This is a genomic window from Bacillus sp. TL12 (assembly GCF_022625245.1).
Lineage (GTDB): Bacteria > Bacillota > Bacilli > Bacillales > Bacillaceae_G > Bacillus_A.
Genome location: NZ_JAJJBY010000054.1, coordinates 1 through 14,105 on the forward strand (window position 1 = coordinate 1; position 14,105 = coordinate 14,105).

The following is a 14,105-nucleotide window of genomic DNA, read 5'->3' on the forward strand; positions in this document are numbered from 1 at the left end:
TTTTACAGCTCATAAATCTCTTTATATTTTGCTTCTAAATAATCAGCTAAATAATTTGCATTTAACCCTTCACCTGTTACATCTTTTAAAATTTCTAACGGTTTTTTCGTTTTGCCGTATTGGTGAATATTTTTTGTCAGCCATTCACGAATTGGCGTCACATTTCCTTGTTCTAGTAGTGCATCGAAGTTAGGAATTTCTTCTAACATCTTATGTTTAAATTGCGCTGCATACATATAACCAAGTGCATACGATGGAAAATATCCAAACGAGCCATCTGACCAATGTACATCTTGCAGCACACCTTGTGCATCCGTTTCTGGACGAATACCTAAATAACTTTCCATCTTATCATTCCACGCTGCTGGCAAATCCTTTACTTCTAATGTTCCATCAAATAATTCTTTCTCTAATTCATAACGAACCATAACATGCAATGGATATGTAAGCTCGTCTGCCTCAATACGAATAAAGGACGGTTTCGATTCATTAATTGCATCATAGAACTCGTCTACAGATACATTTTCAAATTGTCCGTCGCTAAATTGTTTTAATAATTCATAATTTTTCTTCCAGAACGATTTATTACGTCCAATAAAGTTTTCGAAAAATAGCGATTGCGATTCATGAATCCCCATTGACGTGCCACTGCAAAGCGGCGTTCCTTCTAATTCCTCTGAAACATTTTGTTCATATACAGCATGTCCACATTCGTGAATTGTTCCGAAAACTGCCATCCGGAAATCATTCTCGTCATAACGCGTCGTAATACGAACATCCCCTCTATTTAATGTAATTTCGAAAGGATGTATCGTTTCATCTAGACGGCCGGCTTCGAAATTATAATTTAATTGTTTTAGTAACTCTAAGGTGAAATTTTTTTGTTGTTCTTTTGAAAAATGTTCAAACAGGACATTTGTTTTTAATTCTTTATTAGACTCAGAAATTTCTTTTACAAGCGGAACAATACGCTCACGTAGTTGTCCAAACACATGGTCTAATACTTCTACTGTCATACCTGGCTCATACATGTCTAAAAGCGTATTATACTTATACGTTTCATAACCCCAATATGTAATAAATTTCTTCTTATATTCAACGATTTTTTCTAAGTATGGTCTAAACATTTCAAAATCAGATTTTTCACGTGCTTCTCCCCAAACACTTTCTGATTTTGCTTGCAATTTAACAAATTCTTCATATTCGGCTTGTGGAATTTTTTTATTTCGATCATACTCCTTGCGGCACTCTTCTACAATTTCTTTCGTTGTTTTAGAAATTTTATTCTCTGCAATTAGCTGTTCTAATTGTGTTAAATATCTTCCCATCTCATCAGAAGTTGATAATGAAAATACTTCTGATGAAAGCATCCCTATTACTTCAGAACGTTGATCCACACCTTGTTTCGGCGCACCAGTACGTAAATCCCAAAATATAAGGCTTAATGCTTCTCCATAATTATTTATCTTTTTCACATGCGCTAAAAATTCTTTTTCTATTTCAGTTATAACGATTGTCATATGATATGGCCTCCTTTTTCTACCTCACCTATATTTCGACATAAAGATATAAAGTCCTTTTCCATATAAAGTGAAACTTTAATCAGTGGGGGTTTTCTTCATCCCCCACTAATTATTAGCCCTCACCAATTGAGCTTTTACGGGCAGTTGATTCCCCACCTATCTTCCTCGTTTCTCTCTGAATCTTGAGGTAGGGGTCTTACTGCCCGTTAATGCGGGATAAAAAGAAAAAGCTTAGCAAACGCTAAGCTTTTACAATACCGTACCTTCTACTGGAAGCACTTTTTTCACAGCTTCTACAACCTTTTCATTTTCATCCTCTGACAAGAATAACGAAATAGCACCTTTATCTTCGCTCGTACGAATTAAACGTCCAATCCCTTGACGAAGACGCAAAATCATATACGGTACATCTACATCCCAAAACGGATCATTGACGTGCTTACGTTTCGCTTCAAACACAGGATCGTTTGGAGGGAATGGAAGCGACCAAATAATAACATGTGATAATGACGATCCCGGTATATCTAAACCTTCCCATAAATGAACAGCGCAAAGTACAGTCTCCTCTTCATTTTGGAAACGTGAAACAAGTTGGCTAATTTCTTGATCTCCTTCATATAAGAATGGAACAGACATTTGTTCTTTATTCACATATTCTTTGAATGCTGTAAGCTCTTCTGTTGTACGGAATAATACGAGCGTACGTCCATTTGTTTTTTGAATGTTTTCAAGGGTATACTGGCATTTTCTTTCCCATTCATTTTCCTGGTTATACGATGGCAAGTACACTTTCATTTGCTCTTCATAATCAAATGGAGAAGCTACTGAGAATGATAAATAGTCTCTTACCCCTAAACTATTTGCCGTAAACGCAAATGAGTCATTTTCAGATAGTGTAGCAGAAGAGAAAATATATGGAATTTTTTTCGAGAACACTTTCTCCTGTAATACTTCTTCTACTGCACGCGGCATAATAACTAGCGTGAAGGCACCATCACCTTCTTCTCCCCATGTAATTACATTTTTCTCATGCATGAAAAGACGAAGTGAATGTTCTAATACATCTAAATGCTCATCAACGATATTTAAATCGTATGTGTTTACTGTATACATTTCACTTTCAAAAACAAGTGCGTCACCAACTTCAGCAATTTTTGCATAAAGTCGTTTCGCTTCTGTAGTCACTTTTTCTGTTACTGTAATTTCTAAACGTTCTGATCCAGCAATTTCTTTTTTACTTTCTTTTAACACATCGAAGAAACGCTCTGTTTGCCAAATCGTCTCTTCTACTAAATGAGCAAACTCTTCACGAATATCATTTTGTAATAATCTTGTTAAGAGTTGTTCCATCATCGTCTGTTTTAAACGGTATGTTAGTGCTTTTTGCGCTGCATACTCAACAAGATGTCCTTCATCAAAGACAACACAGCTACTTTCTGGTAAAAGTGGCATTTGTCCTTCACGCTTACGAGCATCATATGTCCAAATATGATCCATATAGAAATCTTGAGAACAAATAATTAAATCTGCTGCTTTACGATAATGTTCACGAGAAAGTGTTTGACCACAACGATGACGAGAGTCACATGTGAAACAGTCTTGGAAATAATCCCAAGATACCTTTGACCATTCCTCATCATTTAATAATGGAAACTCTTTTCGATCACCATAATGCGTAAAGTTTTGCATCGTTCCATGATCAAATACAAACTGAGGCAGTTCATAATATAAGTCTTCGATGACTTCTGGAGCTCGTCCACTCATCACATCTTCTAATTTACGCAAACATAAATAATTATCCATTGATTTCGCTAGACGTACATCAACAGATAATCCTAATGCTTCTGATAATTTCGCAATGTCCCCTTCTTCTTTCACAAGCTGTTCGATTAATGTTTCATCTGCACAAGCAATAATAGCTGGTTTCCCTGTATAACGCGCATAGCAAATTGCATATAAAAGATATACAATTGTTTTACCCGTTCCTACACCAGCCTCTGCGAACATTACTTTTTTCTCTTGAAACGCACGTTCTAATTGGAATGCCATAAAAATCTGTTCATCACGTTCTTCAAACCCTTTTTCTGGGAGGATATCGTAAAATACATCTCCAATCCACTCATTCAACTTATCATAAAAATTATCTTGTTTCCCTACTTCAAATGGTAATCTCTTCTCAGTAAACATCCTCAGCCTCCAACCAAAAAGTTTTTCTATAAAAAGATATAGCAACTGCTATTTCTAAATAGCAGTTGCTTTCCCCTGTTGTAATACATAGAAATGCGTGAAAAAAGTTTTCCTTTATGCAAGGAAAACTTTTTTTACTCTATTAATGACTTTAAATAACGCTTATCAATTAACGTTTCATATGATAATGCAGATAAATATTCCTCCTGTGCCTTTTGAATTTCATCTACCGCTACGCCTTGAAGATCAATTTCTCTTCCTAGCTCATCATACGTACGATGAATGGCCTTTTGAATCATTGACATTTGGAACCCGTCCATATCGATTCCTCCTTTTGCACATTACATAATAGCCAGTATATGCGCAGAAAAGAGGTTTTATACTATGAATTACGAGGTGGACGTTTTCCGAAGTATTGGTAATAATCTGTACGAATAAAGCCATTAAATAATTTACGCTTTTTCGATGCTTCTTGTCCGTAACATTTTTCAAATGCCTCATAGCTTGTTAATAAATATAGAGACCATGTATCTAATGGACGGAATACTTCGCCCATTTCTTTATATAATTTTTCAACAAGCGCTTTTTCACTTAAACGTTCTCCGTATGGAGGATTCGTTACAACATAACCATATTCCTCTTTTGTTGTGAAATCTTTTACTTGCATTTGTTTAAAGGAAATTAAATCACCTAATCCAACTTCATCGGCATTATCTTGCGCAACTCTTATCATGCGGTGATCAATATCTGATCCGATAATTTGTAATGGCTGATCATAATTTGCTAAATCTTCTACTTCTTGACGTGCTTCTTTCCAATTTTGCTTACCAATCCAACCCCATTCATCAGATGCAAATTCACGATTAAAACCAGGAGCAATATTCTGCCCAATTAATGCCGCTTCAATTGGAATTGTTCCCGAACCGCAAAACGGATCAACAAACGGACGATCTGGTTTCCAATTTGTAAGTTTAATTAAAGATGCAGCTAGTGTTTCTTTCAAAGGTGCTTCCCCTTGATCAACACGGTATCCACGTTTATGAAGTCCGACACCACTCGCATCAATTGTTAATGTTGCAATATCCTTTAACATTGCAATCTCAATGCGGAATAAAGGACCGTTTTCTTCAAACCAAGTTGTACGCTTATACGTTGATTTTAATTTTTCAACAACAGCCTTTTTTACAATACGCTGACAATCTGGCACACTAAATAATGTTGATTTTATTGATTTTCCGATAACAGGAAACTCACCATTTTCAGGAATATAATCTCCCCAATTTAGCGCCTTTGTCTTTTCAAATAACTCATCAAATGTTGTTGCCTTAAATTCACCAACTTTAATTTTCACACGATCCGCAGTACGTAACCATAAATTCGTACGACAAATTGCCTTTGCATCCGCTTCAAACGTTACTTTTCCGTTTTCTACTTGGCACTCATAACCAAGATCGCGAACTTCTCTTGCAACTAAAGCTTCGATTCCCATTGCTGCTGTTGCAATTAAAGTAACTTTTCCCATTTACATTCACCTCTTATGTATAATCAAACAATAATTAATAGTTTTTCTATCTATTAATTATGAAATATTACGAAGAATTCCCTTATTAACCATTTTAACTCACAAGTTATTACTTCATACAAATAAAAAGCCCTCCTCTTACAAAGGAGAGCTGGGTTATTCCATAATTGGTTCATAACGTTCTGTAAGCCATGTTCTGTTCCTTTGTACTGCAAACGGCCCACGCCTCGTACTCCGGTGGCAATCATCTATCTACAGGGCAAAATGCCCGTCCTTTTCCATCGTTCATTTCCTTGGAAAAGATTCCCCTACCATTATTTGGGTTTCTCGCTCGTGGGGTTTACCTCGTTCCACTCCTATCATTTCTTCAAGGACTTCGTCACTGTGGCACTTTAAAGGTAGTCAAACCATATCCAGAAGGACTTAGGTTTTTTCCCTGCCGTTAATCCAGCCTTACAGCCAGAATACCCTAGCTTATGAATTGGCTAGGCACGAACACTACAACCATCTCAGGTTGTGCGAGCATGGACTTTCCTCTACAACGTTGGCGTTGCAGCGATTACCCAAACGTTATGACAAACATTAGTATAGTGGAAACAAAAAGATTTTGCAATGCTTTTTTATATGTAAAATGCTTCAATCTTTTTCTATCCTTAGATTACTCGTATAACTTACTTCCAAATACAGCTTTTTCTAGATTAGATAAACGTTTTAAAATATCCGTATTCGTATTGTTGTATACAGGTTGTGCAACCGGTGTTGGAGCTGGTTGCTGCGGAACTTGTGCTTTCACTAATTTCTGTTCTTCTAATTCACGTTTCAAACGAGCATTTTGTTGTTGTAATTGCTCAAGTTCCTTATGAAATGCTTCATAATCCTTAATAATCATATCAAGGAACTTATCTACTTCCTCTTGTTGATAACCTCTCATACCTGTCTTAAATTCTTTTTCCAAAATGTCTTTCGCTGTTAATTTAATTTTATCCGAAATCATTTTCTTCACCTCAAATTTTTACCAAAACTTTCACTAACTAAATTTTTTCAGAAACAATGCCTTTTGTCAATCATATATACGCGATCTATATTACATATTACTCTGCATTATTCCACTGTTCCTCTTCTATTATATCTTGTAAATCAGAAAAAAGAATGAAATAACTGTGATAATTTTCTATTTCTCCTTTTTTCTTTGCTACTTCTACCATGTATTTAGGACTCCCTGGTTTTTCTTCATCATATACCGCCAAAAGTGCATCACTTTTTTCAATAAAAAATTGATTTTTTAATCGAAACTGTTCTGGACTTTCATATTTTCTTTTTGTAATACTATCAACATAGTCAGCTTGCGCGAGAATGGATTCATAATATTCTCGATTCCCTTCCTTCCAACTTTCTTCCTGCTCTAAAAAAGGAGTGAACACAGCCAACTTTAAATCCGGATACACTAACTGCATTTCAAAAACTACTTCAGCTGCCCATAACTCTACTCCTAACTGCCCACTTATTATGACCCATTCTAACCCTTCCTCTATAAAAGCGAGTAATTTACGACACAATGCTTTTTTTATACATACAACACCTGGATGATCATTTTTAAAAATTCCAAGTTCAAATGGTTTATATCCTGTTACTGCAACAACTTTCATATCAACACTCCAATAAAAAGAAAAGAACTAGCATTTTGCTAGTTCTAACATAACATTTACTTTTTAAACATTCCACCGACATTTGGTCCTGCATTTGGTCCTGCACTTGGTCCTGGTCCGAATGGGGATACTTGTGGTCCTGCATTTGGTCCTGGTCCGAATGGGGATACTTGCGGGCCATGGCCACATGGTCCACAAGGTCCACCGAATCCACCAACTCCACCAGGTCCGCCAGGTCCACCGAATCCACCAACTCCGCCAGGTCCGCCGAATCCACCGACTCCGCCAGGTCCGCCGAATCCACCGACTCCGCCAGGTCCGCCGAATCCACCGACTCCGCCAGGTCCGCCGAATCCACCAACTCCGCCAGGTCCGCCGAATCCACCAACTCCGCCGTATCCTGGATCAACAGGGTCTACAACATTCACATTAGAAGTTGTTTGTGGGAAGAAATGTTGATTTTTAATTTGTTGATGATGAACGTGTGTTATATGAGTTGGATGAATATTTGGTACCACTGTTGTAGAAAAAGTGTGTGTTACACATTGCTTTGTTGGATGAACGACAGGAGGCGTTGTACAAATAGGTCCTGTAGGCTTATGCCCTCCAAAACATGGATGACAATGATGCATAGTTTTTTCTCTCCTCTCTCATTAAAAAAAATCTGACTACACTTTACAATATGAGAAAGGGTTAAAAGCCGCTTGTTATATATACCCATTTATTTAATGGAAATTTGTCTATATGATAGCCGCTTACGTACGATAACTTGGACACACAACTATCATCCTTTAGCAAAAAATCCTCCAACTTGTTTTACAATCCCAGTGACTTGATTCATCGCATTCATCATTTGACCAGCTGTATTCATCATTTTATTCACATCGTAATTACCATCTGCCGTCTTAAATTGAGATACGAAACTAGAAAATTGACTTGGCTGTTGTTGTTTTTGCTTGTTCATCGTTGGATATGTTTGAAAAGGCTGCTTGGGTGGGTAAAACATTGACGGCTGATTCATATAAGATTGTTGATTCATATGAACCTGTGGCTGCTGGTTCATAAAAGATACCTCAAATGGCTGATAATAATCCATTTGATTTCCGTAATAAGGAGCGAATGGATACATATTATAACGTAAATATGTATCCTCGTTATTTTGATAAGCATTTGGTTGTGAATAGACATTCGGCTGTGAATAGACATTCGGCTGTGAATAGACATTCGGCTGTGAATAGACATTCGGCTGTGAATAGACATTCGGCTGTTGAAACATGTATTTCCCCCCTCTAACTAAGTTTCTACATATAGAATATGTACCCATAAAATAAAATGTGTAACCTTATAAATGTCTGTTTTTGTCGGAAGTTTAAATTTTTAAAAAAATAAGAAAGTAAGCCTTTTCATGTTACCATAGTAGAGAAGAAGATTCTCATGGGGGAGGAATCAACATGATATTAGGGGATTTAAAACAAGCTTTCGCTCAAAAAAAGGGGTACTCTACAGAGGATATGAATGAATTGCTTGATTTTGCTAGACATCACTATTTAGAAGGGAAAATCTGCATCTCAGAATATCGAGTATTAATACGTGAACTAGAAATAAATGGGGCGAAACCCACACATACAACTGTAGAAGCATAAAAAACAAGAGGGTTCCCCCTCTTGTCACTTACATTGTTCTACTATATTTTGTAACGTATATAAAATCGCCTGATGTGTTTCATAAAACCGCTTACCTTTTCCCTTACTTACAAAACATTGCAGTGCATTATTTTGTAAATTTTCATATACTTGGTCAATTTGTTGTACATGTATATACTTAGGCTTCTCATGTTTTATCCATTGATAAGCTAATTCTTTCCACACATCTAACTCCTGATCAACCATATCAACAAAAGGTTTCATATCTTGATAAAAATCAAATTCTTTTTCTTCTCTTTTTTTTATAATTGTTTCATCATTGTACCGCATTAATTTTATTGAAGACTGCATTAATGTTCCATAACCCAATTTATTTCCACCCTCTTATGCGCTCACAATAACGTTTTGAAACGTTTGGAGCCAACTTCCTTTTTCTTCATGATGCAATAATTTATCCTCCATATGTTGAATATGCATTTCTGTTACTTCTCCTCTATTACATATATCTTCACGCTTGTCTTTTAAAGAATGATTAACTCTAAGTGAAACATTCATTTCCAGCAAATCAAGAGCACTTAACATTTGATCCATTTTTTTCATTACGTTTTCCTTCTGAACCATCGCCATTTATAAAACGCCTCCTTCTTTGCTTTTCCTTTGTCATGTTATTTCGACGATTCACTTATCACTCCTGCACGACTGACAAAACTAGTTGATATTCGGCAAAGAAATCGGTTTGTATGAGTTTTATAGAAATGGTAACAATACAAAAGGGAGGTGTTTACCATGACTAAAAATAAAAATGAGAAGAAGAAAAAACAAAACAAGCAGCAAACTAAACCTGAAACCGGAAATCCGAAGCTAGATGGTCCGAACTTTCCTGCTACATAAAGTGAAACTTTAATCCGTTGAGGACTTCATCCCCAGCTGATTATTAGACCTCACCAATCGAACTTTTATGAGCAGTTTATCTTCCACCTAGCTCCCTTAATTTTTTATACAGTTTCAGCTGAAACTGTATAAAAAACGTCGACTCATTCATGTAATCAATTAGTCCCGACTTCCTTTAAAAGAGCGGGACTTTTCTTATTATATCATGAAGTCATTACCCCTTTGAAAAAAGCGATTCAATGTAGAGAAAATATGTACTTGATGTTGTTTTTGTAGAAACCATTCCGTAATCTCAACTTCTTCCTTTGGTTCCTGAAACAAAAACAACGTCTCAATATCCATTTTTTGATGAAACCAATCTTTTTCTAAGCTATTTTGATGTAGCACAATTGAAAAAGCATCTCTTAACCTCGGTGTATCTTTCTCTTTTGGAATGGTAAAATACTGCTCGTAATCCACTCTTGATCCTGTAGGGGATGTTCGCAAAGAAAAATCATAAAATAACACTTCATAGTCAGGATGAAATAATAACCACGCCAAATTCTTCCCGAGTTCTATACGTTTTTGTAGCTTTTCAAATTGATAAACCGAAAAACCATATAGGCTACCTTTTGTTGTCGGGAAAATTACAGCATTAAAGTGAAAGAGTTCTTGAAATTTAAACAGTAAAGTTTGAAATACATGTTTTTGAAAATATGGATGTTCAATAATCGGTTTTTGAATCTTATTTTGTTCATTAATAATAAGCGCTGTAATAAGACGTGTGAGATCTCTTTTATTCCAAAAATCTTTCCATTCCTTTTCCATAAAAATAGATACATTAAAAAACTGTAATAAATGAAAAAGGGGGCTAGACATTTTTTTACTGTATTCGTATAACAACAATTGTGGGTATGCATCTGAAAAAATAAGCCAATTTGCACTTTCATACGTAAAAAAGAGCTGCTTTCTCATTCTTTCAGATAAAACATTTTGATAACATTTCCCTGCTAAATCTGTCATATTCCATCCAGAATTTCTCGAAACCATACTCGCCAAAAATGACCACCTGATTTCTTTATTTCTCAAGTAATATTCTTGATAAGCATATGTACGTGAAATATTATCCATATTTGCTAGAGCTGTTTGTTGTTTAATATGCGCTATTAAGCGCTTTTCTTCCTTTGTACATAAAACTCTACTACGATCTCTATTTATTTTTTCATACTCATTCTGCATAAGCATACATGAATCACCACATCTCTCTTGAAAAAAATCGCATCTTTTTTACTTTTTTTGATATAATCACCTTTGTAAGTAATTCTAGGTATGTTGGAGTGGACAAACTATGACCATTCGTTATCCAAACGGAAAAAGGTATAATCAAGCATTACAACCTCAAAAAACACAATTTAAAAAACATACTTATGGCAATAGAGGTATGTCTCTTGAAGAGGAGCTAAATGAAACAAATCAATATTATTTAACCCATAATATCGCATGCGTACATAAAAAACCCACCCCTCTTCAAATTGTAAAAGTGGATTACCCCGCTCGAAGTGCTGCAGTTGTGAAAGAAGCTTATTTTAAACAGCCTTCTACAACGGACTACAACGGTGTATACAAAGGAAAATACATTGACTTCGAAGCGAAAGAAACAAAAAATAAAACAAGTTTTCCGCTGCAAAATTTCCATCTTCATCAAATTAAGCATATGGAACAAGTAATAGCTCATAATGGAATTGCATTTGTTATTATTAAATTTGCGCTTTATGATGAATTTTATTTACTCGATGCAAAACATGTCATTTCATTTTGGAATCGTCAAGATGCTGGTGGACGCAAATCGATTAAAAAACAAGAAATCGAAGAGCACGGATACTTGTTATCATGCGGTTATCACCCTCGAATTGATTATATTCGTGTACTAGACATGGCTTATTTTTCGTGATAGAGTCAACAATAAGGCTCTTTTTTCGACTTTTGGGGAGAAAATGAAAGGTAGGAGAAAGTATAATGTCAGAAAATTATCGTTCTCGTACAGAACGAAAACATGCACAACATCAACAACAAGAAAAAAACCAAACGGAGAAACCAAAGAAAAAAGGTTCCTTTTTCAAGAGATTTTTAATTGGTTGTCTACTTCTTGGCATTGTTGGTCTTATAGCTGGAGTTTCTGCTTTTTTTGTAATGGTAAAAGATGCTCCAAAGCTAGATAAAGCAAAACTTGTCAATCCACTATCAACTAAATTTTATGATAAAGACAAGAACTTCTTTTATGAATATGGTGCCGAAAAACGAACAAATATTACTTACGATCAAGTTCCAAAAGTGGTAGAAAGTGCATTCCTAGCGACAGAAGATGCTCGATTCTATCAACATAATGGAATCGACTTTAAACGTACAGGAAAAGCAATTCTTGAAAATATCACAGGTGGTTTTGGTTCTCAAGGTGGTAGTACAATTACCCAACAGGTAATTAAAAACTATTTTCTAACGATGGAAAAAACATCAAAACGTAAAGTACAGGAATGGTATTTAGCTTATAAATTAGAGCAACAATATTCCAAACATGAAATTTTAGAAATGTACTTGAACAAAATCAACCTTGGTAATCGCTCTTATGGGGTTGCAACAGCAGCGCAAAACTATTATGGAAAAGATTTAAAAGATTTAAAATTACACGAAGCAGCGATGCTTGCTGGGTTACCTCAAGGTCCAAACATTTATGATCCAACAAAAAAAGAAAATGTTGATCGAGCAACAAAACGTCGTAACGTTGTATTAACGTTAATGAATCGACATGGCTTTATTTCAAAACAAGAAATGGATGAAGCATTAAAAATCCCTGTAACTGAAGGACTTCTTCCATCTAAAGAAGTCACTGAAATGCCTTATCCTGCCTTCTTAGATGCGGTTGTAAAGCAAATTGAAAAAGAAATGCCTGATGTAAATATCGGATCTGATGGTTTATCTATTTACACAACTCTTGATCCTAAAGCGCAAGAATATGCGGAAAACATAATGGATGGTGACATTATTAGCTATCCAAACGATCAATTCCAAGGCTCTTTCGTATTTATGGATACAACGAATGGTGAAGTCCGGGCAGTAGGGGCAGGACGTAAAGAAAGCAAAACAACATTTAAAGGGCATAATATGGCCATTGATTTAAAACGACAAGTTGGTTCTACAATGAAGCCAATTTTTGATTATGGTCCAGCTATTGAGTATATGCAGTGGTCAACATATCATCAGTTAAACGACTCAGAATATACATACTCAAACGGTAAAAAGATTCGAAACGCTACAAACAGTTATAAAGGTGACGTTTCCATGCGTGAAGCATTGAAAAAATCTTTAAATATTCCTGCTTTAAAAACCGCTCAAGCAGTTGGTTTAAATAAGTCAAAGGAATTTGCCGAAGGACTTGGTATGACATTCAAAAATGGCGAAGTATATGAGTCAACTGCAATTGGTAGTAATGACAGTTCTCCATTAGATGTAGCCGGGGCATATGCTGCATTTGGTAACGATGGTGTATACAATAAACCTCATTTCGTAACAAAAGTTGTCTTTCCTGATGGAAAAGAGAAAAACTTTAAACCAAAAGAAAAACGAGTAATGAAAGATTACACAGCATACATGATTACTGATATTCTTCGTGATGTAGTAAAACCAGGTTCAGGCGGAACAGGCCCAACAGCATATGTTCCTGGATTTGATGTTGCTGGTAAAACAGGAACCCAAAACTACGATGCGTCAGTAATACAAAAATACGGTATCCCAGCAGACGCCAACAGGGATAGTTGGTTTGCAGGATATACACCACAATATACAATGGCTGTATGGACAGGTTATGAAAAAGATAGTGCAGAAAATTATATAGGTGATAGATCAACAAGAATTGCTCAACAAATGTTTAAAGCAATGATGAGTGAATTTGCAACAGATAAATCTCGTTTTGAGCAACCTTCTTCAGTAGAACGTTTAAATGAAGAGCTCTATGTGAAAGGTGCGAAAAAGGATGCTGTTAAACAAATCAAAGTTGACCCACCAACTGGTGTAACACCATCTTATGATGCAGCGTCTAATACAATTAACCTGAGTTGGTCTGGGCCTTCAGATGTTACTACTTACTCTGCAAGTTATAAAGCAAATGACGGCTCTAGTGGTAGTCTATCCGTAAGTGGTACAAGCGCTTCACTGGGCGGCGTAAAACCAGGTGTAACTTACAGCTTCTCAGTAGTAGCGAAAAAAGGAACCGGCACAAGCAATGCAGCTGGCGTATCCTTCACTGTTCCTGGTGAGAGCGAAGAAGCTAAGAAGAAAGCTGAGGAAGAAGCTAAGAAGAAAGCTGAAGAAGAGGCTAAGAAAAAAGCTGAGGAAGAAGCTAAGAAAACTGAAGAAGCCAAGAAAGCTGAAGAAGCTATGAAAGCTGAAGAAGCTATGAAAAAAGCTGAGGAAGAAGCTAAGAAAAAAGCCGAAGAAGAAGCTAAGAAGAAAGCTGAAGAAGAAGCTAAGAAGAAAGCTGAAGAAGAAGCTAATAAACCAAAACCAGAAAAACCAGAAAAACCTGACAAACCTGACAAACCTGACAAACCTGACAAACCAGAAAACCCTGACGAACCAACAGGTGGTGGCGGAGGGGAAAATCCAACACCGGAACACCCAACACAGTAATCAAAAAAAGAAGTCACCTTTCTCTAAAGAG

At 36.1% G+C, this 14,105-nt stretch carries 14 protein-coding genes and 1 other RNA gene; 3 read left to right on the forward strand and 12 right to left on the reverse strand.

The window, feature by feature from the left end:
- Positions 1-2: 2 nt before the first annotated feature.
- The 9 genes from LOK41_RS25500 to LOK41_RS25540 form a co-directional block, all read right to left on the reverse strand.
- On the reverse strand, positions 3-1,520 hold the full coding sequence (locus LOK41_RS25500) for a carboxypeptidase M32 (protein WP_241818822.1): 1,518 nt from the start codon (positions 1,518-1,520) through the stop codon (positions 3-5).
- A 252-nt stretch (positions 1,521-1,772) separates the two neighbouring features.
- Complete coding sequence (locus tag LOK41_RS25505; RefSeq protein WP_241818823.1) at positions 1,773-3,710, reverse strand: ATP-dependent DNA helicase; 1,938 nt, start codon at positions 3,708-3,710, stop codon at positions 1,773-1,775.
- A gap of 134 nt (positions 3,711-3,844) precedes the next feature.
- Positions 3,845-4,030: a DUF3921 family protein gene (locus tag LOK41_RS25510; RefSeq protein WP_241818824.1), complete on the reverse strand. Its 186-nt coding sequence runs from the start codon at positions 4,028-4,030 to the stop codon at positions 3,845-3,847.
- Between the two features lie 62 nt (positions 4,031-4,092).
- Complete coding sequence (locus LOK41_RS25515; protein ID WP_241818825.1) at positions 4,093-5,232, reverse strand: THUMP domain-containing class I SAM-dependent RNA methyltransferase; 1,140 nt, start codon at positions 5,230-5,232, stop codon at positions 4,093-4,095.
- 180 nt (positions 5,233-5,412) lie between these two features.
- Positions 5,413-5,803, reverse strand: an RNA gene (rnpB, locus tag LOK41_RS25520) — RNase P RNA component class B.
- Between the two features lie 87 nt (positions 5,804-5,890).
- Positions 5,891-6,226 carry a cell division regulator GpsB gene (gene gpsB, locus LOK41_RS25525; RefSeq protein ID WP_174099665.1) on the reverse strand — a complete coding sequence of 112 codons (336 nt, stop codon included), beginning with the start codon at positions 6,224-6,226 and terminating at the stop codon, positions 5,891-5,893.
- A gap of 97 nt (positions 6,227-6,323) precedes the next feature.
- Positions 6,324-6,878 (reverse strand): SLOG family protein, encoded by a 555-nt coding sequence (locus LOK41_RS25530; protein ID WP_241818826.1) that lies wholly within the window; start codon positions 6,876-6,878, stop codon positions 6,324-6,326.
- A gap of 56 nt (positions 6,879-6,934) precedes the next feature.
- Entirely contained in the window at positions 6,935-7,510 is a 576-nt protein-coding gene (locus tag LOK41_RS25535; protein WP_241818827.1) for a CotD family spore coat protein, read from the reverse strand.
- Positions 7,511-7,662: 152 nt separating this feature from the next.
- Positions 7,663-8,154: a YppG family protein gene (locus LOK41_RS25540; RefSeq protein ID WP_241818828.1), complete on the reverse strand. Its 492-nt coding sequence runs from the start codon at positions 8,152-8,154 to the stop codon at positions 7,663-7,665.
- 175 nt (positions 8,155-8,329) lie between these two features.
- On the opposite strand from LOK41_RS25540, the gene LOK41_RS25545 reads away from it, so the two are divergent.
- Positions 8,330-8,521: a YppF family protein gene (locus LOK41_RS25545; RefSeq protein WP_241818829.1), complete on the forward strand. Its 192-nt coding sequence runs from the start codon at positions 8,330-8,332 to the stop codon at positions 8,519-8,521.
- Between the two features lie 24 nt (positions 8,522-8,545).
- On the opposite strand, the gene LOK41_RS25550 is transcribed toward LOK41_RS25545, so the two are convergent.
- The 3 genes from LOK41_RS25550 to LOK41_RS25560 form a co-directional block, all read right to left on the reverse strand.
- On the reverse strand, positions 8,546-8,872 hold the full coding sequence (locus LOK41_RS25550) for a YppE family protein (protein ID WP_481748838.1): 327 nt from the start codon (positions 8,870-8,872) through the stop codon (positions 8,546-8,548).
- A 33-nt stretch (positions 8,873-8,905) separates the two neighbouring features.
- Entirely contained in the window at positions 8,906-9,148 is a 243-nt protein-coding gene (locus LOK41_RS25555; protein WP_208016839.1) for a hypothetical protein, read from the reverse strand.
- Positions 9,149-9,610: 462 nt separating this feature from the next.
- A complete protein-coding gene (locus LOK41_RS25560) occupies positions 9,611-10,636 on the reverse strand; it encodes a DUF2515 domain-containing protein (protein WP_241818831.1) in 1,026 nt (341 codons plus the stop codon).
- A 103-nt stretch (positions 10,637-10,739) separates the two neighbouring features.
- Between LOK41_RS25560 and recU the strand changes: the two genes are divergently transcribed.
- Positions 10,740-11,342: a Holliday junction resolvase RecU gene (gene recU / locus LOK41_RS25565; RefSeq protein WP_241818832.1), complete on the forward strand. Its 603-nt coding sequence runs from the start codon at positions 10,740-10,742 to the stop codon at positions 11,340-11,342.
- Between the two features lie 65 nt (positions 11,343-11,407).
- Complete coding sequence (locus tag LOK41_RS25570) at positions 11,408-14,074, forward strand: PBP1A family penicillin-binding protein (protein WP_241818833.1); 2,667 nt, start codon at positions 11,408-11,410, stop codon at positions 14,072-14,074.
- Positions 14,075-14,105: the final 31 nt, after the last annotated feature.

What these genes read in the sequence shown, in the direction of transcription:
- LOK41_RS25500 (WP_241818822.1), bottom strand. Translation starts at nt 1,520, where the DNA reads ATGACAATCGTTATAACTGAAATAGAAAAAGAATTTTTAGCGCATGTG.
- LOK41_RS25505 (WP_241818823.1), bottom strand. Translation starts at nt 3,710, where the DNA reads ATGTTTACTGAGAAGAGATTACCATTTGAAGTAGGGAAACAAGATAAT.
- LOK41_RS25510 (WP_241818824.1), bottom strand. Translation starts at nt 4,030, where the DNA reads ATGGACGGGTTCCAAATGTCAATGATTCAAAAGGCCATTCATCGTACG.
- LOK41_RS25515 (WP_241818825.1), bottom strand. Translation starts at nt 5,232, where the DNA reads ATGGGAAAAGTTACTTTAATTGCAACAGCAGCAATGGGAATCGAAGCT.
- gpsB (WP_174099665.1), bottom strand. Translation starts at nt 6,226, where the DNA reads ATGATTTCGGATAAAATTAAATTAACAGCGAAAGACATTTTGGAAAAA.
- LOK41_RS25530 (WP_241818826.1), bottom strand. Translation starts at nt 6,878, where the DNA reads ATGAAAGTTGTTGCAGTAACAGGATATAAACCATTTGAACTTGGAATT.
- LOK41_RS25535 (WP_241818827.1), bottom strand. Translation starts at nt 7,510, where the DNA reads ATGCATCATTGTCATCCATGTTTTGGAGGGCATAAGCCTACAGGACCT.
- LOK41_RS25540 (WP_241818828.1), bottom strand. Translation starts at nt 8,154, where the DNA reads ATGTTTCAACAGCCGAATGTCTATTCACAGCCGAATGTCTATTCACAG.
- LOK41_RS25545 (WP_241818829.1), top strand. Translation starts at nt 8,330, where the DNA reads ATGATATTAGGGGATTTAAAACAAGCTTTCGCTCAAAAAAAGGGGTAC.
- LOK41_RS25550 (WP_481748838.1), bottom strand. Translation starts at nt 8,872, where the DNA reads ATGCAGTCTTCAATAAAATTAATGCGGTACAATGATGAAACAATTATA.
- LOK41_RS25555 (WP_208016839.1), bottom strand. Translation starts at nt 9,148, where the DNA reads ATGGCGATGGTTCAGAAGGAAAACGTAATGAAAAAAATGGATCAAATG.
- LOK41_RS25560 (WP_241818831.1), bottom strand. Translation starts at nt 10,636, where the DNA reads ATGCTTATGCAGAATGAGTATGAAAAAATAAATAGAGATCGTAGTAGA.
- recU (WP_241818832.1), top strand. Translation starts at nt 10,740, where the DNA reads ATGACCATTCGTTATCCAAACGGAAAAAGGTATAATCAAGCATTACAA.
- LOK41_RS25570 (WP_241818833.1), top strand. Translation starts at nt 11,408, where the DNA reads ATGTCAGAAAATTATCGTTCTCGTACAGAACGAAAACATGCACAACAT.